Origin of the sequence: Acinetobacter sp. USHLN143, assembly GCF_037145695.1 — a bacterium.
GTDB lineage: Bacteria > Pseudomonadota > Gammaproteobacteria > Pseudomonadales > Moraxellaceae > Acinetobacter > Acinetobacter fasciculus.
On record NZ_JBBCWZ010000006.1, the window covers coordinates 46,647 to 67,764 of the forward strand.

Genomic DNA, 21,118 nt, shown 5'->3' on the forward strand with positions numbered 1-21,118 from the left:
AGGATTATTTAGAATACAATTCTACAATCAAGCTTTCGTTGATTTCAGCAGGTAAATCAGAACGATCCGGTGCAGCTTTGAACGTACCTTCTAATTTAGAATGGTCAATTTCCATCCAAGAAGGCATGCCACGTTGAGTAGCTAATTCAATTGCGTTTTTGATACGTAATTGTTGCTTAGCGCCTTCGTGAACTGCGATCACATCACCCGCTTTAACTTGGATAGACGCAATGTTAACACGACGGCCATTCAAAGTGATGCTACGGTGAGATACTAACTGACGAGCTTCTGCACGAGTAGAACCGAAACCCATACGATAAACAACGTTATCAAGACGGCTTTCAAGTAGCTTCAACAGGTTTTCACCAGTTGCGCCTTTAACACGAGCAGCTTCTTTATAGTAGTTACTAAATTGACGCTCTAAAACACCGTACATGCGACGTACTTTTTGTTTTTCACGTAATTGTAGTGAGTACTCAGATTGTTTACCACCACGAGCCCCGCCGTGTTGGCCAGGAACTTTCGCATGTTTTTTTGTCTTAACATCAAACGGTTTAACGCCTGATTTAAGTTGCAGGTCTGTCCCTTCGCGACGAGAGAGTTTGCATTTTGGACCAATATAACGAGCCATGAATGTTTCTCCTTACACGCGACGTTTTTTAGGTGGACGGCAACCGTTGTGCGGGATTGGCGTCACATCGGTAATGCTGTTAATTTTATAACCCACTGCACCTAAAGCACGAACCGCAGATTCACGACCAGGACCAGGACCTTTTACAAGGACGTCCAAGTTTTTCAAACCGTAGTCTAAAGCAGCTTTACCAGCAACTTCAGCAGCTACCTGAGCAGCGAACGGAGTTGATTTACGTGATCCACGGAAGCCTTGTCCACCTGAAGTGGCCCAAGCCAGTGCATTACCTTGACGATCGGTAATAGTCACAATGGTGTTATTAAAAGAAGCGTGAATGTGTGCGACACCTTCAGAGACGGTACGAGTGACCTTCTTGCGTGCGCGAGTATCTTTAGCCATCTTTTAGCTTCCAGAAATCTTATTTCTTAATAGGTTTGCGCGGACCTTTACGGGTACGAGCGTTAGTTTTGGTGCGTTGACCGCGGACAGGCAAGCTGCGACGATGACGAAGACCGCGGTAGCAGCCTAAATCCATTAAACGTTTAATGTTCATGGAAATTTCGCGACGTAAATCACCTTCGGTCGGAACCTTAGCAACTTCTGCACGAATCGCATCAAGCTGAGCGTCATCTAATTCACGGATCTTAGTAGTTGGAGTAATACCAGCAGCAGCTAAGATAGCTTTTGAAGTATGGCGACCAATACCAAAGATATACGTTAGAGAGATAACAGCGTGCTTGTTATCCGGAATGTTTACACCGGCAATACGAGCCATTCAATTTTCTCCAAAAAGGCAGTAGATAATCAACCGCCCCACAAAAATCTTGAGGGGCGGATAATAACCTAATTCGCCTACAGAAATCAACAGGTCTTAATCAGATTAACCTTGACGCTGCTTATGACGAGGTTCTGCGCTACAAATTACGCGGATAACCCCATTACGACGGATAACTTTACAGCTACCACAAATTTTCTTAACAGAAGCTTGTACTTTCATGATGAAACCTCAAGTGCGCTTATCCCTTAGGATGAGCAGTCGTTTTTCTCATTAACGTTTGATTATCGTATTGGTGCGAAGTGAGGTGTGATTGCAGCTGAGCCATAAAGTCCATCACTACCACCACAACAATCAGCAAAGAGGTACCACCCAAATAGAATGGAATACCAAATGAACTTTGCAATACCATCGGCATCAAACAAATGACTGCGATGTAAATCGCGCCAATAAAGGTCAAACGATTGAGAATATGATCTAAGTAACGAGCAGTTTGCTCACCTGGACGTATACCAGGCACGTAAGCTCCGCTGCGTTTCAAGTTCTCTGACACTTCTTTAGGACTAAATACCAGTGCTGTATAGAAGTAACAGAAAAAGATAATTAACGCACCAAAGAGCACCAAATACAACGGCTGACCAGGCGACAATACCAATGCTACATCTTGCAGGCTACGCTTAATAAATCCAGCATTTGGATCTGCACTACCCACCCACTGCCCTAAGCTCGCAGGGAACAAAAGTAATGAGCTGGCAAAAATTGCCGGAATCACACCCGCCATATTAATTTTTAATGGCAAATGTGTCTGCTGTGCAGTAAATACACGACGACCTTGTTGTTTTTGAGCATAGTTTACCGGAATACGACGCTGCGCTTTCTCAATAAACACGATCGCTGCCAAAACACCCAGAGATAACAAACCAAAAATTACCAAGCCAATCAGGCTGGTCTGGCCATTATCTACAGAGGAGAAAGATTGCATAATCAGATTAGGCAATCCGGCAACAATACCCGCGAAGATGATCATGGAAATACCATTTCCCACCCCACGCTCGGTAATCTGTTCACCCAACCACATCAAGAACATGGTCCCCGCAACCAGTGAGGTTACTGCAGGAACATAAAAAGCCAAACCAGTATTCAGGGTAATCCCCTGACTGATCAGGCCTGCACACATACCTATCGCCTGTACCAGCGCTAAGAATAATGTACCTTGTCGTGTGTATTGATTAATTTTACGTTTGCCTTGCTCGCCTTCTTTCTTTAAAGCTTCCAGCGAAGGAACCACAGTTGACATCAACTGCACGATAATCGACGCAGAGATGTATGGCATGATCCCGAGAGCAAGAATAGACATTCGTTCTAATGCACCACCAGAAAACATGTTAAACAAACCAAGGATGGTACCTTGGTTTGCATTAAACAAGTTTTCTAACGCAGCATTATTGATGCCTGGTACTGGAATATGCGCTCCTAGTCGAAACACCAACAACGCACCAATGAGAAACATCATTCGACGAATAATTTCACGGTATTTCACATGAAATGGTTGGCCTTTCATCATGTTGACATGACCTGAAGAACTAGGAGTCATAGACACTGGGGATTACTCCTCGACTTTGCCGCCAGCAGCTTCAACAGCAGCTTTAGCGCCTTTAGTCAATGCAACACCTTGAACAGTGAATGCACGAGTAATTTCACCAGAAAGTACGATACGAGCACGGATCATGTCTTTACGTACAACGTTCGCAGCTTTTAAAGTTTCAAGAGACACGATGTCGCCTTCAACTTTAGCAAGCTCAGATAAACGTACTTCAGCAGTTTTCAAAGCCAATTGGCTAGTGAAGCCGAATTTAGGCAAACGACGGTAAAGTGCTGTTTGACCGCCTTCGAAACCTGGACGAGTACCACCGCTCTTACGTGAGTTTTGACCTTTGACACCACGGCCACCGGTCTTACCAACGCCAGAACCGATACCACGGCCTAAACGAAGGTTATCACGTTTAGCACCTTCTGCAGGTGCAATTGTATTTAAACGCAGAGTCATGGCTTATTCCTCTACACTAACCATATAGTAGACTTGGTTGATCATACCACGGTTAGAAGGTGTGTCTAACACTTCTACAGTATGACCAATACGACGCAGACCTAAACCTTGCAGGCTAAGCTTGTGATTTTTCAAGCGGTGCGATGCAGATTTAGTCTGGGTAACTTTAATCGTTTTCATGATTGATTACCCTTGAATTTGTTCTACTGAAAGACCACGTTTCGCAGCAACCTTTTCAGGAGTAGTCATATCACGCAAACCATTGAAAGTTGCGTTTACTACGTTAGCAGCGTTAGTAGAACCACGGCATTTAGTCAACACGTTACGTACGCCTACAGCTTCTAGAACTGCACGCATAGCGCCACCAGCAATTACACCTGTACCTTCAGAGGCAGGCTGCATGAATACGCGGCTAGCGCCGTGACGTGCATGAATTGGGTGCTGTAACGTACCATCAACAAGGTCAACAGTAATCATATTGCGACGAGCAGCTTCAAGTGCTTTAGAGATAGCAGCTGGAACTTCACGTGCTTTACCACGACCAAAACCTACGCGACCATTACCATCACCCACAACAGTTAATGCTGTGAAAGAGAAGATACGACCACCCTTAACAACTTTGGCTACACGATCAACGGCAACCAGCTTTTCAACAAGACCTTCGTTTTGTTCAACTTTAGCCATGATTAGAACTCCAAGCCGTTTTCACGAGCAGCATCAGCCAAGGCTTTGATACGACCATGATATTTAAAACCAGAACGGTCAAATGCAACTTTAGTAACACCAGCTGCTTTAGCGCGTTCTGCGATTAAAGCACCTACTTTTTGAGCTGCTTCAACGTTACCAGTTGTACCCGCACGTAGAGTAGCGTCTAAAGTAGAAGCTTGCGCTAATACTTTGCCACCATCTGCAGAGATAACTTGAGCATAGATGTGACGCGGAGTGCGGTTTACACACAAACGAGTCGCACCCAATGCACGGATGTGCAAGCGTGTGCTTTTCGCACGACGCAAACGGGATTGTTTCTTTTCGTTCATAAGAACCTCGCGCCTTATTTCTTCTTAGCTTCTTTACGAAGTACAACTTCGTCAGAATAACGAACACCTTTGCCTTTATATGGCTCTGGTGGACGGTAACCACGGATATCTGCAGCAACCTGTCCTAAAGCTGCTTTATCAGCAGACTTAAGAATGATTTCAGTTGCAGTTGGAGTTTCAGCAGTTACACCTGCAGGAAGTGCATAATCGATCGGGTGAGAGAAACCAAGGTTAAGATGAACAACGTCACCTTTAACCGCAGCTTTATAACCAACACCGATAAGCTGTAACTTACGTTCGAAACCTTCGCTAACACCTTTTACAAGGTTGTTAAGCACAGCGCGAGCAGTACCAGCTTGCATCCAAGCGTCTTTCGACTCTTGTACTGGAGCAATAGCTAGAATACCGTCTTCCTGTTTAAGCTCGACCAGCGCATGCAGGTTGAAAGACAATGTACCTTTAGTGCCTTTCACTTCGACCTGCCGGCCGTTCTGAGTAACTGTTACACCGTTAGGTACAGTTACTGGGGCTTTAGCCACACGAGACATGAGGAATCACCTATTAAGAAACAAAAGCAATAACTTCACCACCAACGCCTGCAGCACGTGCAGCGCGATCAGTCATGATGCCTTTGCTTGTAGAAACAATTGCAATACCTAAACCTTGCTTAACGCTCGGAAGTGCATCTTTACCGCGATACTGACGTAGACCTGGACGGCTTACGCGCTTCACAGTTTCGATAACTGGTTTGCCTTCGAAATACTTTAAAGTCAAAGTAAGAGTTGGTTTGCCTTCAGCATCCGCAACTTCTACGTTTGAAATATAACCTTCTTGTTGAAGTAAGTTAGCAATTGCTACCTTCAACTTAGAATTAGGCATAGAAACAGTTTGTTTCTTTGCCATTTGTGCGTTACGAACACGTGTTAGCATGTCGGCAACGGTATCTTGCATACTCATCTATAGTGCTCCTTACCAGCTTGCCTTAACAACGCCAGGTACATCACCTTGCATTACTGTTTCACGTAATTTGTTACGGCTTAAACCGAACTTACGGAAGTAACCATGAGGACGACCAGTTAAACCACAACGGTTACGTAGACGTACTGGAGATGCATTACGTGGTAATGCTTGTAATTTCATCATCGCTTCGAAACGTTCTTCGTCTGATGCATTTACGTTTGCAATAACAGCTTTTAATTCAGCACGTTTTGCAGCGTATTTAGCAACAGTAGCTTCGCGTTTCAATTCGCGATTAATCATACCTTTCTTAGCCATATCGACCTCTTATTTGAACGGGAAGCCGAATGCACGCATAAGCGCACGGCCTTCGTCATCGGTGCGAGCAGTCGTAGTAATGGTAATATCCATACCACGAATACGATCAATCTTGTCAAAATCGATTTCAGGGAACATGATTTGCTCCTTAAGACCCATTGAGTAGTTACCACGACCGTCGAATGATTTCGCAGAGAAACCACGGAAGTCACGGATACGAGGGATCGCAATCGAGATCAAACGGTCCAAGAATTCGTACATACGTTCGCCGCGTAAAGTAACTTTACAACCGATCGGCCAACCATCACGGATTTTAAAACCAGCGATTGATTTACGAGCTAACGTAAGTACTGGTTTTTGACCAGCGATAGCTTGCATATCTGAAAGAGCACCATCAAGGAGTTTTTTGTCAGCAGCAGCTGCGCCAACACCCATGTTGATCGTGATTTTAGTGATGCGAGGAATCTCCATCACATTCTTAACACCCAATACTTCTTGTAATTGAGCTTTAAGTTCGTCGTTGTAACGTGTTTTAAGTCTGGCCATGGCCTATATCAACCTATTACTTCGCTACCGCCACTGATTCACCATTTGATTTGAATACGCGAGTTTTCACGCCATCAATCACTTGGTAACCAACACGGTCAGCCTTTTGGGTTGTAGCATTAAAAACTGCCACGTTTGAAATATGAAGCGAAGCTTCCTGAGTTACAACGCTACCTTCAGCGCCTGTAGCACGGTTCGGCTTCTGATGCTTCTTCACCAAGTTAAGGCCTTCAACCTTAACACGGTCATTAGAAACAGACAGAACAGTACCCTGTTTGCCTTTTTCTTTACCTGCGATCACAATTACTTGATCGCCTTTTTTAATCTTAGCCATGATCGCCTCTTATAGAACTTCAGGAGCCAATGAAATAATTTTCATGAACTGTTCAGTACGAAGTTCACGAGTCACTGGTCCGAAAATACGAGTTGCAATCGGCGCTTTGTTGTTGTTCAAAATAACAGCAGCGTTATCGTCGAAACGAATCACTGAACCGTCTGCACGACGGATACCGAATTTTGTACGAACCACAACCGCATTCATCACGTCACCTTTTTTAACACGTGCGCGTGGAATTGCTTCTTTTACAGTAACTTTAATAATGTCGCCAACAGAAGCATAACGACGATGCGAGCCACCAAGTACTTTAATACATTGTACGCGGCGTGCACCACTGTTGTCTGCTACGTCGAGCATAGTTTCGGTCTGAATCATTGCCCTACTCCAAAACCGAGCAACACCGGTCGAAATTTCGAAAGGCTCAAAGAGTACTCGAAATTGACCGATGATGCAACAAGAACGTTAATTACTCAGCAGCTGCTTCAACAACTTCAACTAGAGTCCAAGACTTAGTTTTAGAAATTGGGCGGCTTTCTTTAATGGTTACAACATCACCAGCTTTAGCTGTGTTGTTCTCATCATGAGCATGTAATTTTGTTGAACGGCGGATTAATTTGCCATACAACGGGTGTTGAACTTGGCGTTCAATAAGAACAACGATAGATTTATCCATCTTGTCGCTTACAACTTTGCCAGTTAACGTGCGGACTGTTTTATCACTCATTGTCCGTTCCCCTGTTTTTCGGTAAGGAGGGTCTTAATACGAGCAATAGTCTGACGAGTAAGTGCAACTTCATGCGATTTACCCAATTGACCAGTTGCTTTCGCCATACGAAGACGGAATTGGTTAAGCTGTTGCTCATCAAGCAAAGCTGTCAACTCTTCTACCGACTTTTCACGTAGATCTTTAGTTTTCATTACATTACCGTCCGAGTCACGATAGCGGTTTTAAACGGAAGTTTAGCTGCTGCAAGCGTAAACGCTTCGCGAGCCAATTCTTCGTTAACACCATCAATTTCGTACAAGACTTTACCTGGTTTGATTTGGCAAACCCAATATTCCACAGAACCTTTACCTTTACCCATACGCACTTCAAGAGGCTTAGAAGTAATCGGTTTGTCCGGGAATACACGGATAAAGATCTTACCACCACGCTTAATACGACGGCTAATTGTACGACGCGCTGCTTCAATTTGACGCGCAGTCATTTGACCACGTTCAACTGATTTAAGTGCAATAGTACCGAAAGATACTGTGCTACCGCGGTGTGCTAGACCAGTGTTACGGCCTTTCTGCACTTTACGGAATTTAGTACGCTTAGGTTGCAACATGGATTATTCTCCTTTTTCAGCAGAACGATCATTGCGACGACCACGACGCTCTTGACCTTCACCACGACCACGACCGCGTTTAGCTGGACGTTCTTCAGCTGGAGCTGGGTTCATGACTTGTTTCATGCCGCCCAAGATCTCACCACGGAAGATCCAAACTTTAACACCGATCGTACCGTAAGTAGTCTCAGCACGCATAGTCGCATAGTCGATATCTGCACGAAGCGTATGTAGAGGTACACGACCTTCACGATACCACTCAGTACGAGCAATCTCAGCACCACCTAAACGGCCTGAAACTTCTACTTTGATACCTTTAGCACCAGCACGCATTGTGTTTTGTACCGCACGCTTCATAGCACGACGGAACATTACACGTTTTTCTAATTGAGAAGCGATAGCTTCAGCAACTAGACGCGCGTCTAAGTCTGGACGATCAATTTCATTGATACTTACTTGCGCAGGAACACCCATGATAGATGTCAATTCGCGTTGTAGTTTCTCAATATCTTCGCCTTTTTTACCGATTACGATACCTGGACGAGCAGTGCTAATAGTTACTTTAGCAGCGCCTGTAGGGCGTTCGATAAGAATGTTGCTGATCATCGCGTTTTTAAGTTTTTTGATCAAAAACTCACGAACTTGAAGATCTTTAAGCAAGTATTCAGCGTATTGTTTCGGATTCGCATACCAGTTAGCGTTATGACGTTTCACAACACCTAGGCGGATACCGATTGGATGAACCTTCTGACCCATATCAAACCCCTACCTTAACGGTGATGTGACAAGTACGCTTAGTAATACGATCTGCACGGCCTTTAGCACGTGGCATAATACGTTTCAGGCTCATGCCTTCATCAACGTAGATCGTAGAAACTTTAAGGTCGTCTACATCTAAACTGTTATTGTGTTCAGCGTTTGCAATCGCAGATTCCAACGCTTTCTTAACTAGAACTGCAGCTTTTTTGTTGCTGAAGTTAAGGATGTTAAGAGCGTGCGCAACAGATTTGCCGCGGATAAGATCTGCAACCAAACGAGCTTTTTGTGCCGAGATAGCGGCACCGCGTAATTTAGCAGTTACTTCCATCATAGCACCCATTAACGTTTAGATTTCTTGTCAACACCGTGACCGCGATAGGTACGAGTTGGTGCAAATTCACCAAGCTTGTGACCAACCATGTGCTCAGAAACGATCACAGGAACGTGGTTACGGCCATTGTGTACAGAAATTGTTAAACCAACAAAATCCGGGAGGATCATCGAACGACGCGACCAAGTTTTGATCGGCTTACGGTTATTAGCCGCGATAGCCGCTTCAACCTTAGCGAACAAGTGCGCATCGACGAATGGGCCTTTTTTCAGAGAACGAGGCATTGTCAGATTCCTTTACTTGTTACTTAACGCGACGGTCGCGAATAATCATCTTAGTCGTACGCTTATTGGTACGTGTCTTGTACCCTTTAGCTTTTTGACCCCATGGGCTTACAGGTTGAATACCTTTGTTACGCCCTTCACCACCACCATGTGGATGGTCAACTGGGTTCATCGCCATACCACGAACGGTAGGACGAACACCACGCCAGCGTGATGCACCAGCTTTACCTAGTGAACGAAGGTTGCTTTCTGAGTTAGATACTTCACCTAACACAGCACGGCATTCAACGTGAATTTTACGCATCTCGCCTGAACGCAGACGAACGATAGCGTAAGAACCGTCACGACCCAACAGCTGAACTGAAGTACCAGCTGAACGAGCTAACTGCGCGCCTTTACCGATTTTAAGTTCGATGTTGTGAAGAGTAGAACCGATAGGCATGTTGCGAAGCGGCAAGCAGTTACCTGGACGAATTGGAGCATCGTTACCAGACTGTACTTTATCGCCAGCGCGAAGGCCTTTAGGAGCGATGATATAACGACGCTCACCGTCAGCATACAATACAAGTGCAATGTGTGCAGTACGGTTAGGATCGTATTCGATACGCTCTACAGTTGCAGGAATACCATCTTTGTTACGTTTAAAGTCAACTAGACGGTAGTGCTGCTTGTGACCGCCACCAACGTGACGAGTCGTGATGTGACCGTTGTTATTACGGCCGCCAGTACGTTTTTTAGCTTCAACCAACGGAGAGTATGGTGCGCCTTTGTGAAGGTGATCGTGAACCACTTTCTCTACAAAGCGACGTCCTGGAGACGTTGGCTTACATTTTTGAATAGGCATAATTCTCGTCCTTATTCCGCTGTGCTTTCAGCGGTATCGCCCAAGTCAGCCATTTCAACATCTTGGCCAGCTTTCAGGGTGACGTATGCTTTTTTAACATCAGAACGACGTCCTAATGTTTTACCAAAGCGTTTAGACTTACCTTTAGTGATAGTAGTGTTAACTTTAACAACTTCCACACCAAAGAGTTGTTCCACTGCTTTTTTGATTTCAAGCTTGTTTGCATTTAATGCAACTTTAAACACTTGAACACCAGCAGTTTCACCTAAAACTTGTGCTTTTTCTGAGAATACAGGTCCTTGCAGGACTTGATAGATACGTTCGTTGTTCATCCGAGTTCTACCTCAATTTTCTTAGCAGCAGCTACAGACATAACAACTTTGTCGAACGCAATCAAGCTAACCGGATCGATTGCAGCAGCATCAACCACATCAACGTGTGGAATGTTGCGCGCAGCAAGATACAGGTTCTCATCAACAGCATCAGTAACGATCAATGCGCGAGTCGCATTCAAGTCGTTAAGTTTTGCAAGCAATTCTTTAGTTTTTGGAGCCGCAACAGCAAACTCTTCAACTAAAACTAGGCGATCTTGACGAACAAGTTCAGCCAGGATGCATTGCATAGCACCGCGGTACATTTTACGGTTTACTTTTTGAGACCAGTCTTGTGGACGAGCAGCAAAAGTTTTACCACCGCCAACCCAGATTGGGCTACGAATAGAACCAGCACGAGCGCGGCCAGTACCTTTTTGACGGAATGGCTTGCGACCACCGCCAGAAACGTCTGCACGTGATTTCTGAGCTTTTGAACCTTGACGGCCACCAGCTAAATAAGCTGTAACCACTTGGTGAACAAGAGCTTCATTAAATTCACGACCGAACGCAACTTCTGATAATTCAACAGCAGAGCCGGAAACAGTATTTAAATTCACGTTATTTCCCCTCAGGCCTTGATCGTAGGACGAACGATTACGTCGCCACCAGTAGCACCAGGAACCGCGCCTTTAACAACTAGAACTGAACGTTCTGTGTCGATAGCAACGATCTCAAGACCCTGTGTAGTTACGCGTTCAGCACCTAAATGGCCAGCCATTTTTTTGCCTTTGAATACGCGACCAGGAGTCTGGTTTTGACCAGTAGAACCTAAAACACGGTGAGAAACTGAGTTACCGTGAGTTGCATCTTGCGTACGGAAGTTCCAACGCTTAACACCACCTTGGAAACCTTTACCTTTAGATTGACCAGTTACGTCAACAACTTGACCAACCTGGAACAATTCAACGGTAAGCGTACCACCAACTTCACGACCTTCAAGATCAGCTTCTGTAGCACGGAATTCTTGAACTAGACGACCAGCTGCAACACCCGCTTTCGCGAAGTGGCCTTTCTGAGCGTTAGTTACGCGAGATTCGCGACGTTCACCAGTAGTGATTTGAATCGCTTGATAACCATCAGTTTCAAGCGTTTTGATTTGAGTGATGCGGTTAGGATCAACCTCAATCACTGTAACAGGCACAGAAACACCAGCATCTGTAAAGATACGTGTCATACCGCACTTGCGACCGACTAAACCAATAGCCATGTGCATAAACCTCTAAAAAAGCGGCCTAATTAACTTAGAGTGTTAATTAACCCGAAAGCCTTAACCCAATGCGATCTGAACATCAACACCAGCTGCAAGATCTAACTTCATCAATGCATCTACAGTTTTGTCTGTAGGTTGAACGATGTCGATCAAACGCTTGTAAGTACGGATTTCGTACTGGTCACGCGCGTCTTTGTTTACGTGTGGTGATGTTAAAACGTTAAAACGTTCAATGCGTGTTGGCATTGGAATTGGACCACACACTTGTGCGCCAGTACGTTTTGCGGTTTCTACGATTTCTTGAGCTGATTGATCAATCAGGCGATGATCAAAAGACTTAAGACGGATACGAATTCTCTGGTTAGACATACCAGTAAACTCCAAGCCAAATATATAAAGAATCACTCTTGACGCATCTCACCCCACTTTATGTGGGCAAGTGTCAAGAGCAGTGAAATATCACTAAGGTCATGATCGATGCCACGACTGTAACGATAGTTAACTACTTTATTCGCAGTTAACCCCCTTCCTATTGAAGGGTCGCTTATTATAGCCATTGTTTAATGCATAAGCAAATCTCTTTTATGGTTTTATCCAAGTTTTCAATTTATGACTTAAAACAATAGTTTATTGTGTAAATATTAGGCAGTTTTTGCCAAAACATATTCTATAGCACGATTTAATATCTGATTTCCTTCAATAAATTTTTGCTTCGTGGTTTTTTTTAATTCAAATAAATTTTGCACATATTTTCCTGAAAATTGTGCAAGCTCTCCTTCATTTTCTAAAAACAATTCGAGTGTTTCTGGGGTAATTTCCGGATGAAACTGGAAGCCCAATACATTTCTACCCAACTGGTACATCTGATTACGACAGGCTTCATTTTCTGCCAGATGGACTGCCCCTTTAGGCAATTCAAATGTTTCATTGTGCCATTGCAGAATATTAAACTGCTCCGGCAGGCTAAAACACGTCTCTGGTAGATTCGCCACTCTGTGCACCGTGGTCCACCCCAATTCCTGTTCTGGATTGCGACTAACACCTGCACCCAAAGCATTTGCAATCAACTGCCCACCCAGACACAGGCCAATTGCCGGTTTGCCATGCGAAAGATAGCGACGCAACCAGCGTTTTTCTATTTTTAACCAAGGGAAATTTGCTTCATCATTCACACTCATGGTTCCCCCCATAATGATCAGCAAATCCACCTCTTCCACTGCAGGCAGCGCCTCGATCTCCAGCGGTCGATCCACGGGTAAAGCAAAAAATTCAGTCGCTGTAATGTGCGCCTGATGCTGCTTTAAAAATTCATAACAACTACCAAAACCTTCACCAGCAATATGCTGAAAATAATGCACTTTTAAATACGACTTCATGCTCCTCAACCTATTTTTTTAGCTATATAGATTTAGGTTTTGCAAAAATGAAGCCAACTTTTTATAAGACTTGTTGTTTTTAAACAATTCACAACGTAACTGGCAGTGAGTCACAGATTCTCTTAAGCTAGAGTAATATTTGATTACATTTGAGAGCATTCACGTGAAAAAAAATCCTCAAACAGCGCTCATTCATGCACCACGAAAGGCTCCTCAAGCGATTTCTACCATTCAGCCTCCCCTCTATCGTGCATCGACGATTATCTTTAACAATACCGATGCCCTGTTTAATCGCCATTGGACCGATGACTATGACTATAGTTATGGCACGCATGGCACGCCTACGACCTTTACGCTGGGCGATAACATCGCACAGCTCGAAGGTGGTTTATATCACCTGCTCGCACCTAGTGGTTTATCCGCGATTAATCTCGTGAATTCTTGCTTTTTAAGCCAAGGAGATGAGGTTTGGGTGGCTGACAATATCTATGGTCCAAACATGGAACATTTACGCAATCTGGAAAAGCGTTATGGAATTACGGTTAAGGTCTACAATCCCATAGAGCTTGATACATTTCAGCCTACAGATAAAGCCAAACTGATCTGGCTCGAGGCTGCTGGCTCAGTCACCTTGGAATTTCCGGATCTGGCTGGTTTAGTGAAAAAAGCTCAGGCACACAATATTCTTACTGCGCTGGATAATACCTGGGGCGCAGGTCTGGCTTTTGATGCCTTTGATTTTAGTGAAGAGCATTTAAGTGTAGATATGACGGTACATGCACTGACCAAATATCCAAGCGGCGGGGGTGATATTCTGATGGGCTCGGTGGTTACGCGAGATAAGGCCCTGCATCACAAACTGTTCCGCGCACATGCCATTCAGGGCATTAGTGTTTCTGGTGATGATGTGGCACAGATACAACGCAGTCTGGCTTCGATGCAACTTCGCTATGAACATCAGTCGAAAAGTGCACTGGCATTAATGACATGGCTTCAACAGCAAGCCGAGTTTGTACAGGTGCTGCATCCTGCTGACCCGGACAGCGCAGGCCATCAGTACTGGAAAGAAATTTGCAAGCAAGGTGATAGTGCCGGCCTGGTCAGCGTGATCTTTGACAGCACATACGTAATGCAGGATATCCGGAATTTCTGTGATAGCTTAAAACTGTTTAAGCTTGGCTTTAGTTGGGGTGGCCCTGTCAGTCTGGTCATGCTATATAACTTAAAAGACATGCGTGTGCTGGAACATTCACACTTAAAAGACGGCTTGCTGGTTCGTTTCTGTATTGGACTGGAATATCCGGAAGATTTGATTCAAGATATTCAGCATGCACTAGAACAAATGAAAAAACTTAAAAACGAATAATAAATAACAGGAAAAGCTATGGGTAGACCAATTGTTATAGCTAAAAAAACTGCGGATACCACACAGGATATTGTGCTGCATTCCCAACTTGCCAATCGACATGGCTTGATTGCAGGTGCCACTGGTACCGGAAAGACTGTGACTTTAAAAGTATTGGCGGAGAGCTTTTCTCGAATTGGTGTACCTGTATTCCTCGCCGATGCCAAAGGCGATGTGTCCAGCCTGGCCAAAGCAGGTGAAAGCAGCCCCAAGTTTGATGAACGGATTAAAAGTCTCAATATCGAGTCCATTCCTTTTGCAGCCTCACCAGTGGTGTTTTGGGATTTATTTGGCGAACAGGGTCATCCGATTCGCACTACCATTTCTGAAATTGGCCCGCTGCTGCTGGCGCAAATACTGAATCTGAATGACACCCAGGAAGGCGTTTTATCTGCCGTGTTTCGGATTGCCGATGATCAGGGTTTATTGCTGATCGACTTTAAAGATCTGAAAGCGATGCTGAGTTATGTCTCTGAGCATGCGGCTGACTTTAAAGCTGAATATGGCAATCTTTCACCCGCCAGTCTCGGTGCGATTCAACGTAATTTGTTAGCACTGGCTGACCAAGGCGGTGACCAGTTTTTTGGCGAGCCGGCGCTGGATCTGATGGACTTTTTGCAGACGGATAGTCAAGGACGTGGCAATATCAATTTGTTGGCGGCTGACAAGCTGATGAATACGCCTAAGCTATATGCCACGTTCTTACTCTGGATGCTCTCTGAGCTGTTTGAACAGCTTCCCGAAGTCGGCGATCTGGACAAACCTAAACTGGTGTTTTTCTTTGATGAAGCCCATCTCTTGTTTGATAATGCCAGCCCTGCCCTGAAAGAAAAAATTGAGCAGGTGGTGCGTCTAATTCGCTCGAAAGGTGTAGGGATTTATTTTGTCACGCAAAATCCTTTGGACTTGCCTGAAAGTGTCTTAGGCCAGCTCGGCAATCGGGTTCAACATGCTTTGCGGGCTTTCACTCCCAAAGATCAAAAAGCAGTGAAAACCGCAGCAGAGACTTTCCGAGCCAATCCTGAATTTAAAGTCGATCAGGTGATTACCGAGTTAGCAGTAGGTGAGGCTCTAATTAGCTGCCTGGATGAAAAGGGCATTCCACAAATTGTAGAGCGTGGCTGGGTCATGCCGCCGCATTCATCCTTTACACCGATCTCGCTTGAAGAACGCAAGGCTCTCATGCAGCAAAGTATTGTCGCCGGTATTTATGAGCAGCCAGTCGATCGGGACAGCGCCCACGAAATGCTGCAAAACAAGGTCGCAGAACGCCAGCAACAGGCTCAGGCCGCCGAATTTGCCAAACAACAAAGCAAGGAACAAGCAGCTCTTGCCAAGCAGCAAATTAAAGAACAGGAACGTCTGGCACGAGAACAGCAAAAAGAAGCTGAACGCGCAGCCAAGCAACGAGAAAAACTGACTCAGGATATTGTCGGCACCTTTGCCAAAAGTGCTGCCCGCAGCCTGGGCGGGAGTACTGGGCAGAAAATTGTGCGCGGCTTACTGGGTTCGCTGTTTGGCCGCAAATAATTCCTCTCCTTTTCCGATCATCATCATACTTTTTATGGGATATTCTTATATCCCATAATTTTTTTATGGTTTTATGACTATGCGCTATTGTAAAGCCATTTTAAAAGATGTAATTTAAATACATCTTTTAAAAAACACCTGTAGACGGCTCTCATGACTCCACAACATATTGAACTTGTACAAGCGACTGTTCCTGTTTTACGTGAAAACGGCGTAGCACTTACCACGTATTTCTATAACCGCATGCTGAAAAACCATCCAGAGTTGAAAAACACCTTCAACATGGATCATCAAAGTACTGGCCGTCAACCACGTGCCTTGGCTGCCGCAGTACTTGCCTATGCCGAAAACATTACCAATCCGGGCGTTTTGGCCAAAGCCATCGAACGCATTACCACTAAACATGTCAGCCTGGATATTCAACCGGATCAATATGCGATTGTCGGTGAGAATCTGTTGCACTCGATCAGCGAAGTTTTAGATGTACCCATGGACTCAGACCTGATTGCAGCCTGGAAAGAAGCGTATATGCAACTGGCAGATATTTTGATTGGTGTGGAAAAATCTAAATATGCCACCCTAGCTTCTGAAAATGGTGGCTGGGCGGGCTGGCGCGAATTTGAAGTAGCAGCAGTCAATGATACCGACGCAGGTAAAATCTTTACACTTAAAGCTAAAGATGGTGCAGCGATTGCAAGTGCTGAAGCCGGTGAACATATTTCAGTACGTGTACAGGTGCCTGAACAGCACATTCGTCAACCACAACAGTTTAGCTTTGATCAGGCGCAAAACGAGCAATATCAAATTACTGTGAAAGCGGAAGAAAATCCAACCGCATTCTCGGTTGCACAGACACTGATCGACCACTACAAAGTTGGTGATGTAGTTGAAGTGTCTGCCCCGCTCAAGCTTTAATTGCAAAAACGGTTTAGACTAGCATCAGATTCTGATTAAAAGCTCCATTCGTGGAGCTTTTAACATTCAATTCTTTCATTTTCTAGCTGTTGACGTTATGCAACTCAATAAATTCACTGACTATGCGCTTCGGATTCTGATGTATGTCGCACAGCCACGTGATCTCCCCTATACCATTGCAGAACTTGCCGAGCGATTACAGGTTTCACAAAATCATGCCATGAAAATCGTGCATTTTATGGCGAAACAGGAGTGGCTGATTACCACACGTGGTAAAGGTGGCGGCATACGTTTAAATCCGGCCAGCCTGAACCTCCAGCTGGGACAGATTGTGCGGATCCTGCAACGCGACAGCAATGTAGTGGAATGCAATAGCCCACCCTGCGTATTACGTCCGACCTGTGGTTTAAAAGGTATTTTAGATGATGCGGTGGAACAGTTTTATAGCAGTCTGGACCAATATGTGCTTAAAGATGTGATTAGGCCACGAAATGCGCGTTTCAGTACAAATTCTCCGATCGGCCTGATTAATCTTTAAAGTCTTCCGGGTCAGGTCTTGTGACTTATTCTTGCGGCAAAGTTCGCTTGCCTGTGCGACTTCCTTTATAATGTTTCATTGTAGATCATTTATTGAAGTTGAGTTATGCACCACAGCAGAGGAAAATCCAAAAACAGTAAGACAGCCCATGCGCCTAAGCAAAAGATCAGCTACGAGAAAAAAGTTGATTCTGCCATTACTGAATATTCTGTGCGCGCACTCAACTGGCTACGCAAAGCCGAATTTTTAATGAGTGCACCCAAACTCAGTCTTTGTGTAGAAGATACAGGCTATGAAATTGCTTTTGCCGGCCGCTCGAATGCGGGTAAGTCTAGTGCGATTAATGCCCTGACCAACCAGAAACAGTTGGCACGTGCATCGAAAAAACCTGGCCGTACCCAGATGATCAACTTTTTCAGCCTGGGTAATCCGGATCAGCGTCTGGTCGACTTACCCGGTTATGGTTATGCGGCTGTGCCTGAAAAAATGAAACTGGTCTGGCAAAAAGAACTGGAAAATTACCTGATTCACCGTCAAAGCTTGCAAGGCCTGGTATTGTTGATGGATATCCGTCATCCCCTGCAACACTTTGATGTAATGATGCTGGAATGGGCTTATTCCCGCCAGTTGTTCGTGCATGTGTTATTGACCAAATCTGACAAACTAAACCGTGGTCCTGCATCCAAAGCCTTGCAGGAAGTCAAAGCGGCATTGAAAAAGATGAAGCTGGATTTCTCGATTCAACTGTTTTCCTCCATGAACAAACAAGGTTTAGAAGAACTGGCCAGCGTCATGGGTGGCCGTTTGAACTTTACCTTAGATCAAGCATCTGAATATGATCTGGACAGCATTCCGGAAGCATCAGCGCATGATTTGAATGAATCTGATGAACCGCTTGAAGAGCTCGAGCTTAGTGAAGCTGATTCTGAGCATGCTGAAGTATCGACTCATGATTTAAATGAAGCTGAAGAACCGCTGGAATTGCTTGAGCAGGATCAATCCGAGCTTAAAGCGGCAGATGAGCTAAATCAGAATAAGCGTTCAGCGGATTAAGACCATATCACCTAAATGATCTGTGATCATTCTTGATTTATTAAAACTCAACGTACAAATAAAAAAGCAGGTCAAATACCTGCTTTTTTTTATTTTTTTAAATGTTTTAGCTATCTGTAGCTTGAAGATCGGGTTCACGCGTATGCCGGTCCACCACCACGCTGATCATCATATCTCCCTGAACATTCACCACTGTACGTACGGTATCCAGTAAACGGTCGATCGGCAACAGAATGGCAATTGCCTCGGCAGGCAAACCTACCGATTGCAAGACCATAATCATAGTCACCATACCGGCACTCGGAATCCCCGGTGCACCTAAGGATGCAATCATCGCAGTCGCGCAGACCACCAGTTGCTGCCCCAGACTCAGATCCAGCCCCATTAAATTGGCAATAAACAGAGCTGCAGCTGCTTCATACAGCGCCGTACCATCCATATTTAACTGGGTCCCAAGTGGAATTACAAAGCCTGCGGTATGTGGGCGTACCCCTAAATTTTCCTGTGCGCATTTCATCGACAGGGGCATGGTGGCCGAACTGGAACTGGTGGCAAAGGCAGTAATCAAGGCAGCACGTGTGCCTTTAAAGAACGTGACCGGATCCATCTTGCCGAAAATCCATAGCAATAAAGGCAAGACCACGATGCCATGAAAAATCGTCGTACCGGTGACTACCGCAGCGAATTCAGCCAGACGACTAAGAACCGAAACATCTTCAGTGGCAATTAATTTGGCCAATAAGGCAAAAATACCGAGTGGTGCCAGTTTCATTACCCAGCCAATCATCAACATCATGATTTCGAAAAACTGGTGACTCAGCTTGCGCACGGTACGAAATTTATCTCCTCCCGCAACCAGTGCCACACCAACAAATAGCGCAAAGACTACTACCGCCAAGACATTGCCATCCGAAAATGCTTTAAAGGGATTGATCAAGGTATTTTGAATAAAGTTGGTAAAGAAAGAAGAAGGCGTCAGCGTATCCGGTGTTTGATGTTGTGCCATGGCATCCTGGAACATCAGCACATCCACACCCTTACCGACATCAAACAGATGCGCACACGCCAGACCTAAAATAAGTGCCAAGGTAGTGGTGGTCACACAGCACATCAGGGTAATTTTCCAGGTGCGGCTTAGCTGCCCACCCGCCTGCAGATTGGATACGCCGACCACGATCGAGCTAAAAATCAGCGGCACTAACAGCATTTTTAACAAGCCAATAAAAATACTGCTGACGATGCCGATGCCATATAAGCTGATATCAAAAAATGAGGTCTGCGGAAATATCGTCAATAGAAATCCAAACAGCACCCCCAATACGGCGGCAATTAAAATTTGCGTATTTAAGCTCATCTTTTCATGCATTTTTAATATTGATCTTAAGCCGCACTATGCCATGCAGTGTCTATAGAATCGAGTAATATTTTATAAACGCATGGTTGAAGCATGGCATCAAATGGCCTTTTTCATCCGGCTTAAAAACAAAAAACCCAATCTAGGATTCGGCTTTTTGACAGACTACAAACTTATTGTGTTTCGATTTCACGTAAGCGGATCAGACCTTCCTGAGAGGTACTGCAGACCAGCTCGCCGTTCTGCCACATCCGGCCAAAATTCAGGCCGCGCGAACTGGCGCTCTGGGTGGCATCCATATCGTAAAGCATCCATTCATCCGCACGGAATGGTTTATGGAAGTACATGGCATGGTCAATACTGGCACATTGTAAGCTTGGCGAAATATAACTCAGACCATGTGGACGAAGCGCCGTGGTCATCAAGGTAAAGTCAGAATAGAAAGCAGCAATGGCCTGATGCAAGGAGATCTGATCGACTTCTGCAGCAATACGGTCATGCGTACGGATATAGTGCGCATAAGACGGTGCTTCAGGTTGAGGCTGGAATGGATTTTGCGGATTGACCGGACGAATTTCCACATGACGATCACGAGTGAAAGATGCACGAACATTTTCCGGAATAAACTCAATAATCTGCTTGATCAGCTCTGCTTCATTTTTCAGGCTTTCTGCCGGTGGATATTCAGGCTCTGAAATCTGGTAATTCAGGCCCTCTTCCTGATGCGCGAAAGACACCATACACATGAAAATGGTACGGCCATGCTGAATAGCGCGCACCTGACGGCTGACAAAGCTCTTGCCGTCACGGATACGATCCACTTCATAAATAATCGGTGCATTGACATCCCCGCCAAACAGAAAATAGGCATGTAATGAATGTGCTGGACGGTCTGTGGTATAAGACGCGGCGCGTAGTGCCTGCCCTAAAACCTGCCCACCGAACACGCGCTTGCCCACCAGATTCCGGCTGATTCCCCGGAAAATGTTTTCTTCTAACTTTTCTAAGCTGAGCAGCTCGACCAGTTCCTGTGTTAAGGCATTCATAAGCAACCTATCTAATATTGGAGATATCCAAAATGGAAAAACGGATCTAAATAATTGATCTGGAATATTCTGCCACAAAATCAGACCGAAACTCTAAAGTTTGCATGACTGTTCTGTCAT

32 protein-coding genes and 2 pseudogenes are annotated in these 21,118 nt (G+C 44.9%); 5 read left to right on the forward strand and 29 right to left on the reverse strand.

All coding sequences use genetic code 11. The annotated features are described in order from the left end of the window. Positions 1–4: 4 nt before the first annotated feature. From rpsD to WFH18_RS03355, 27 genes and pseudogenes are all read right to left on the reverse strand, one after another. Positions 5–631, reverse strand: a complete 627-nt coding sequence (gene rpsD, locus WFH18_RS03225; RefSeq protein ID WP_004281490.1) for a 30S ribosomal protein S4 — start codon at positions 629–631, stop codon at positions 5–7. 12 nt (positions 632–643) lie between these two features. Next, on the reverse strand, positions 644–1,030 hold the full coding sequence (gene rpsK / locus WFH18_RS03230; protein ID WP_004281491.1) for a 30S ribosomal protein S11: 387 nt from the start codon (positions 1,028–1,030) through the stop codon (positions 644–646). A gap of 19 nt (positions 1,031–1,049) precedes the next feature. Beyond that, positions 1,050–1,406, reverse strand: coding sequence for a 30S ribosomal protein S13 (gene rpsM, locus WFH18_RS03235; RefSeq protein WP_336754583.1), 357 nt, complete (start codon positions 1,404–1,406; stop codon positions 1,050–1,052). 105 nt (positions 1,407–1,511) lie between these two features. Further along, positions 1,512–1,628, reverse strand: a complete 117-nt coding sequence (rpmJ, locus tag WFH18_RS03240; RefSeq protein ID WP_000867907.1) for a 50S ribosomal protein L36 — start codon at positions 1,626–1,628, stop codon at positions 1,512–1,514. Between the two features lie 19 nt (positions 1,629–1,647). Beyond that, entirely contained in the window at positions 1,648–2,967 is a 1,320-nt protein-coding gene (gene secY, locus WFH18_RS03245; RefSeq protein WP_171054339.1) for a preprotein translocase subunit SecY, read from the reverse strand. A gap of 45 nt (positions 2,968–3,012) precedes the next feature. Further along, on the reverse strand, positions 3,013–3,453 hold the full coding sequence (rplO, locus tag WFH18_RS03250) for a 50S ribosomal protein L15 (RefSeq protein WP_004281494.1): 441 nt from the start codon (positions 3,451–3,453) through the stop codon (positions 3,013–3,015). A 3-nt stretch (positions 3,454–3,456) separates the two neighbouring features. Then, positions 3,457–3,633 (reverse strand): 50S ribosomal protein L30, encoded by a 177-nt coding sequence (gene rpmD, locus WFH18_RS03255; protein ID WP_004281495.1) that lies wholly within the window; start codon positions 3,631–3,633, stop codon positions 3,457–3,459. Between the two features lie 6 nt (positions 3,634–3,639). Beyond that, positions 3,640–4,137 carry a 30S ribosomal protein S5 gene (gene rpsE / locus WFH18_RS03260; RefSeq protein ID WP_004281496.1) on the reverse strand — a complete coding sequence of 166 codons (498 nt, stop codon included), beginning with the start codon at positions 4,135–4,137 and terminating at the stop codon, positions 3,640–3,642. Between the two features lie 2 nt (positions 4,138–4,139). Then, a complete protein-coding gene (gene rplR / locus WFH18_RS03265; protein WP_004281497.1) occupies positions 4,140–4,490 on the reverse strand; it encodes a 50S ribosomal protein L18 in 351 nt (116 codons plus the stop codon). 14 nt (positions 4,491–4,504) lie between these two features. Beyond that, positions 4,505–5,038: a 50S ribosomal protein L6 gene (gene rplF, locus WFH18_RS03270; RefSeq protein ID WP_004645059.1), complete on the reverse strand. Its 534-nt coding sequence runs from the start codon at positions 5,036–5,038 to the stop codon at positions 4,505–4,507. 13 nt (positions 5,039–5,051) lie between these two features. Continuing rightward, positions 5,052–5,447, reverse strand: coding sequence for a 30S ribosomal protein S8 (gene rpsH, locus WFH18_RS03275; RefSeq protein WP_004281499.1), 396 nt, complete (start codon positions 5,445–5,447; stop codon positions 5,052–5,054). A gap of 12 nt (positions 5,448–5,459) precedes the next feature. Further along, positions 5,460–5,765, reverse strand: coding sequence for a 30S ribosomal protein S14 (rpsN, locus tag WFH18_RS03280; RefSeq protein ID WP_004732275.1), 306 nt, complete (start codon positions 5,763–5,765; stop codon positions 5,460–5,462). 9 nt (positions 5,766–5,774) lie between these two features. Next, complete coding sequence (gene rplE, locus WFH18_RS03285; protein WP_004645057.1) at positions 5,775–6,311, reverse strand: 50S ribosomal protein L5; 537 nt, start codon at positions 6,309–6,311, stop codon at positions 5,775–5,777. A gap of 16 nt (positions 6,312–6,327) precedes the next feature. Next, entirely contained in the window at positions 6,328–6,645 is a 318-nt protein-coding gene (gene rplX / locus WFH18_RS03290) for a 50S ribosomal protein L24 (protein WP_004281502.1), read from the reverse strand. 9 nt (positions 6,646–6,654) lie between these two features. After that, on the reverse strand, positions 6,655–7,023 hold the full coding sequence (gene rplN / locus WFH18_RS03295; RefSeq protein ID WP_004281503.1) for a 50S ribosomal protein L14: 369 nt from the start codon (positions 7,021–7,023) through the stop codon (positions 6,655–6,657). A gap of 91 nt (positions 7,024–7,114) precedes the next feature. Beyond that, complete coding sequence (gene rpsQ, locus WFH18_RS03300) at positions 7,115–7,372, reverse strand: 30S ribosomal protein S17 (RefSeq protein WP_004281504.1); 258 nt, start codon at positions 7,370–7,372, stop codon at positions 7,115–7,117. Then, a complete protein-coding gene (rpmC, locus tag WFH18_RS03305) occupies positions 7,369–7,566 on the reverse strand; it encodes a 50S ribosomal protein L29 (protein ID WP_004281505.1) in 198 nt (65 codons plus the stop codon). The genes rpsQ and rpmC overlap by 4 nt, the downstream gene beginning before the upstream one ends. Next, positions 7,566–7,979 (reverse strand): 50S ribosomal protein L16, encoded by a 414-nt coding sequence (rplP, locus tag WFH18_RS03310; protein ID WP_004281506.1) that lies wholly within the window; start codon positions 7,977–7,979, stop codon positions 7,566–7,568. Before rplP ends, rpmC begins: the two co-directional genes overlap by 1 nt. Beyond that, positions 7,919–8,735 (reverse strand): annotated as a pseudogene (gene rpsC, locus WFH18_RS03315) (30S ribosomal protein S3). Before rpsC ends, rplP begins: the two are co-directional and overlap by 61 nt. Before the next feature lies 1 nt (position 8,736). After that, positions 8,737–9,066 (reverse strand): 50S ribosomal protein L22, encoded by a 330-nt coding sequence (gene rplV, locus WFH18_RS03320; protein WP_001982638.1) that lies wholly within the window; start codon positions 9,064–9,066, stop codon positions 8,737–8,739. A gap of 11 nt (positions 9,067–9,077) precedes the next feature. Further along, a complete protein-coding gene (gene rpsS, locus WFH18_RS03325) occupies positions 9,078–9,353 on the reverse strand; it encodes a 30S ribosomal protein S19 (protein ID WP_004281508.1) in 276 nt (91 codons plus the stop codon). Between the two features lie 19 nt (positions 9,354–9,372). Continuing rightward, the gene (rplB, locus tag WFH18_RS03330) at positions 9,373–10,197 is read right to left on the reverse strand and encodes a 50S ribosomal protein L2 (RefSeq protein WP_004281509.1); all 825 of its coding nucleotides are present in this window, start codon (positions 10,195–10,197) and stop codon (positions 9,373–9,375) included. A gap of 11 nt (positions 10,198–10,208) precedes the next feature. Further along, the gene (gene rplW, locus WFH18_RS03335) at positions 10,209–10,529 is read right to left on the reverse strand and encodes a 50S ribosomal protein L23 (RefSeq protein WP_004281510.1); all 321 of its coding nucleotides are present in this window, start codon (positions 10,527–10,529) and stop codon (positions 10,209–10,211) included. Further along, positions 10,526–11,128 (reverse strand): 50S ribosomal protein L4, encoded by a 603-nt coding sequence (gene rplD / locus WFH18_RS03340; protein ID WP_004281511.1) that lies wholly within the window; start codon positions 11,126–11,128, stop codon positions 10,526–10,528. The genes rplW and rplD overlap by 4 nt, the downstream gene beginning before the upstream one ends. Before the next feature lie 11 nt (positions 11,129–11,139). Beyond that, a complete protein-coding gene (gene rplC, locus WFH18_RS03345; protein WP_004645054.1) occupies positions 11,140–11,778 on the reverse strand; it encodes a 50S ribosomal protein L3 in 639 nt (212 codons plus the stop codon). A gap of 60 nt (positions 11,779–11,838) precedes the next feature. After that, positions 11,839–12,150: a 30S ribosomal protein S10 gene (rpsJ, locus tag WFH18_RS03350; protein WP_000070912.1), complete on the reverse strand. Its 312-nt coding sequence runs from the start codon at positions 12,148–12,150 to the stop codon at positions 11,839–11,841. A 272-nt stretch (positions 12,151–12,422) separates the two neighbouring features. Beyond that, positions 12,423–13,157 carry a type 1 glutamine amidotransferase gene (locus tag WFH18_RS03355; RefSeq protein ID WP_004732279.1) on the reverse strand — a complete coding sequence of 245 codons (735 nt, stop codon included), beginning with the start codon at positions 13,155–13,157 and terminating at the stop codon, positions 12,423–12,425. Positions 13,158–13,320: 163 nt separating this feature from the next. Between WFH18_RS03355 and WFH18_RS03360 the strand changes: the two genes are divergently transcribed. The 5 genes and pseudogenes from WFH18_RS03360 to yihA all read left to right on the forward strand — a co-directional run. Then, complete coding sequence (locus WFH18_RS03360) at positions 13,321–14,523, forward strand: PLP-dependent transferase (RefSeq protein WP_005249895.1); 1,203 nt, start codon at positions 13,321–13,323, stop codon at positions 14,521–14,523. 18 nt (positions 14,524–14,541) lie between these two features. After that, on the forward strand, positions 14,542–16,092 hold the full coding sequence (locus WFH18_RS03365) for a helicase HerA-like domain-containing protein (protein WP_004732283.1): 1,551 nt from the start codon (positions 14,542–14,544) through the stop codon (positions 16,090–16,092). A 153-nt stretch (positions 16,093–16,245) separates the two neighbouring features. After that, positions 16,246–17,007: a globin domain-containing protein gene (locus tag WFH18_RS03370; RefSeq protein ID WP_004281516.1), complete on the forward strand. Its 762-nt coding sequence runs from the start codon at positions 16,246–16,248 to the stop codon at positions 17,005–17,007. A gap of 97 nt (positions 17,008–17,104) precedes the next feature. Next, positions 17,105–17,545: an RrF2 family transcriptional regulator gene (locus tag WFH18_RS03375; protein WP_004732285.1), complete on the forward strand. Its 441-nt coding sequence runs from the start codon at positions 17,105–17,107 to the stop codon at positions 17,543–17,545. A 105-nt stretch (positions 17,546–17,650) separates the two neighbouring features. Beyond that, positions 17,651–18,427 (forward strand): annotated as a pseudogene (yihA, locus tag WFH18_RS03380) (ribosome biogenesis GTP-binding protein YihA/YsxC); the annotation flags it as partial. Positions 18,428–18,704: 277 nt separating this feature from the next. Here yihA and WFH18_RS03385 read toward each other — a convergent pair. Together WFH18_RS03385 and WFH18_RS03390 are read right to left on the reverse strand one after the other, a co-directional pair. After that, the gene (locus WFH18_RS03385) at positions 18,705–19,952 is read right to left on the reverse strand and encodes a dicarboxylate/amino acid:cation symporter (RefSeq protein WP_017397874.1); all 1,248 of its coding nucleotides are present in this window, start codon (positions 19,950–19,952) and stop codon (positions 18,705–18,707) included. A 173-nt stretch (positions 19,953–20,125) separates the two neighbouring features. After that, positions 20,126–20,998 (reverse strand): acyl-CoA thioesterase, encoded by an 873-nt coding sequence (locus WFH18_RS03390; RefSeq protein ID WP_004645045.1) that lies wholly within the window; start codon positions 20,996–20,998, stop codon positions 20,126–20,128. Positions 20,999–21,118 lie beyond the last annotated feature (120 nt).

What these genes read in the sequence shown, in the direction of transcription:
- rpsD (WP_004281490.1), bottom strand. Translation starts at nt 631, where the DNA reads ATGGCTCGTTATATTGGTCCAAAATGCAAACTCTCTCGTCGCGAAGGG.
- rpsK (WP_004281491.1), bottom strand. Translation starts at nt 1,030, where the DNA reads ATGGCTAAAGATACTCGCGCACGCAAGAAGGTCACTCGTACCGTCTCT.
- rpsM (WP_336754583.1), bottom strand. Translation starts at nt 1,406, where the DNA reads ATGGCTCGTATTGCCGGTGTAAACATTCCGGATAACAAGCACGCTGTT.
- rpmJ (WP_000867907.1), bottom strand. Translation starts at nt 1,628, where the DNA reads ATGAAAGTACAAGCTTCTGTTAAGAAAATTTGTGGTAGCTGTAAAGTT.
- secY (WP_171054339.1), bottom strand. Translation starts at nt 2,967, where the DNA reads ATGAAAGGCCAACCATTTCATGTGAAATACCGTGAAATTATTCGTCGA.
- rplO (WP_004281494.1), bottom strand. Translation starts at nt 3,453, where the DNA reads ATGACTCTGCGTTTAAATACAATTGCACCTGCAGAAGGTGCTAAACGT.
- rpmD (WP_004281495.1), bottom strand. Translation starts at nt 3,633, where the DNA reads ATGAAAACGATTAAAGTTACCCAGACTAAATCTGCATCGCACCGCTTG.
- rpsE (WP_004281496.1), bottom strand. Translation starts at nt 4,137, where the DNA reads ATGGCTAAAGTTGAACAAAACGAAGGTCTTGTTGAAAAGCTGGTTGCC.
- rplR (WP_004281497.1), bottom strand. Translation starts at nt 4,490, where the DNA reads ATGAACGAAAAGAAACAATCCCGTTTGCGTCGTGCGAAAAGCACACGC.
- rplF (WP_004645059.1), bottom strand. Translation starts at nt 5,038, where the DNA reads ATGTCTCGTGTGGCTAAAGCCCCAGTAACTGTACCTAACGGTGTAACA.
- rpsH (WP_004281499.1), bottom strand. Translation starts at nt 5,447, where the DNA reads ATGAGTATGCAAGATACCGTTGCCGACATGCTAACACGTGTTCGTAAC.
- rpsN (WP_004732275.1), bottom strand. Translation starts at nt 5,765, where the DNA reads ATGGCTAAGAAAGGTATGATTAATCGCGAATTGAAACGCGAAGCTACT.
- rplE (WP_004645057.1), bottom strand. Translation starts at nt 6,311, where the DNA reads ATGGCCAGACTTAAAACACGTTACAACGACGAACTTAAAGCTCAATTA.
- rplX (WP_004281502.1), bottom strand. Translation starts at nt 6,645, where the DNA reads ATGGCTAAGATTAAAAAAGGCGATCAAGTAATTGTGATCGCAGGTAAA.
- rplN (WP_004281503.1), bottom strand. Translation starts at nt 7,023, where the DNA reads ATGATTCAGACCGAAACTATGCTCGACGTAGCAGACAACAGTGGTGCA.
- rpsQ (WP_004281504.1), bottom strand. Translation starts at nt 7,372, where the DNA reads ATGAGTGATAAAACAGTCCGCACGTTAACTGGCAAAGTTGTAAGCGAC.
- rpmC (WP_004281505.1), bottom strand. Translation starts at nt 7,566, where the DNA reads ATGAAAACTAAAGATCTACGTGAAAAGTCGGTAGAAGAGTTGACAGCT.
- rplP (WP_004281506.1), bottom strand. Translation starts at nt 7,979, where the DNA reads ATGTTGCAACCTAAGCGTACTAAATTCCGTAAAGTGCAGAAAGGCCGT.
- rplV (WP_001982638.1), bottom strand. Translation starts at nt 9,066, where the DNA reads ATGGAAGTAACTGCTAAATTACGCGGTGCCGCTATCTCGGCACAAAAA.
- rpsS (WP_004281508.1), bottom strand. Translation starts at nt 9,353, where the DNA reads ATGCCTCGTTCTCTGAAAAAAGGCCCATTCGTCGATGCGCACTTGTTC.
- rplB (WP_004281509.1), bottom strand. Translation starts at nt 10,197, where the DNA reads ATGCCTATTCAAAAATGTAAGCCAACGTCTCCAGGACGTCGCTTTGTA.
- rplW (WP_004281510.1), bottom strand. Translation starts at nt 10,529, where the DNA reads ATGAACAACGAACGTATCTATCAAGTCCTGCAAGGACCTGTATTCTCA.
- rplC (WP_004645054.1), bottom strand. Translation starts at nt 11,778, where the DNA reads ATGGCTATTGGTTTAGTCGGTCGCAAGTGCGGTATGACACGTATCTTT.
- rpsJ (WP_000070912.1), bottom strand. Translation starts at nt 12,150, where the DNA reads ATGTCTAACCAGAGAATTCGTATCCGTCTTAAGTCTTTTGATCATCGC.
- WFH18_RS03355 (WP_004732279.1), bottom strand. Translation starts at nt 13,157, where the DNA reads ATGAAGTCGTATTTAAAAGTGCATTATTTTCAGCATATTGCTGGTGAA.
- WFH18_RS03365 (WP_004732283.1), top strand. Translation starts at nt 14,542, where the DNA reads ATGGGTAGACCAATTGTTATAGCTAAAAAAACTGCGGATACCACACAG.
- WFH18_RS03370 (WP_004281516.1), top strand. Translation starts at nt 16,246, where the DNA reads ATGACTCCACAACATATTGAACTTGTACAAGCGACTGTTCCTGTTTTA.
- WFH18_RS03375 (WP_004732285.1), top strand. Translation starts at nt 17,105, where the DNA reads ATGCAACTCAATAAATTCACTGACTATGCGCTTCGGATTCTGATGTAT.
- WFH18_RS03385 (WP_017397874.1), bottom strand. Translation starts at nt 19,952, where the DNA reads ATGAGCTTAAATACGCAAATTTTAATTGCCGCCGTATTGGGGGTGCTG.
- WFH18_RS03390 (WP_004645045.1), bottom strand. Translation starts at nt 20,998, where the DNA reads ATGAATGCCTTAACACAGGAACTGGTCGAGCTGCTCAGCTTAGAAAAG.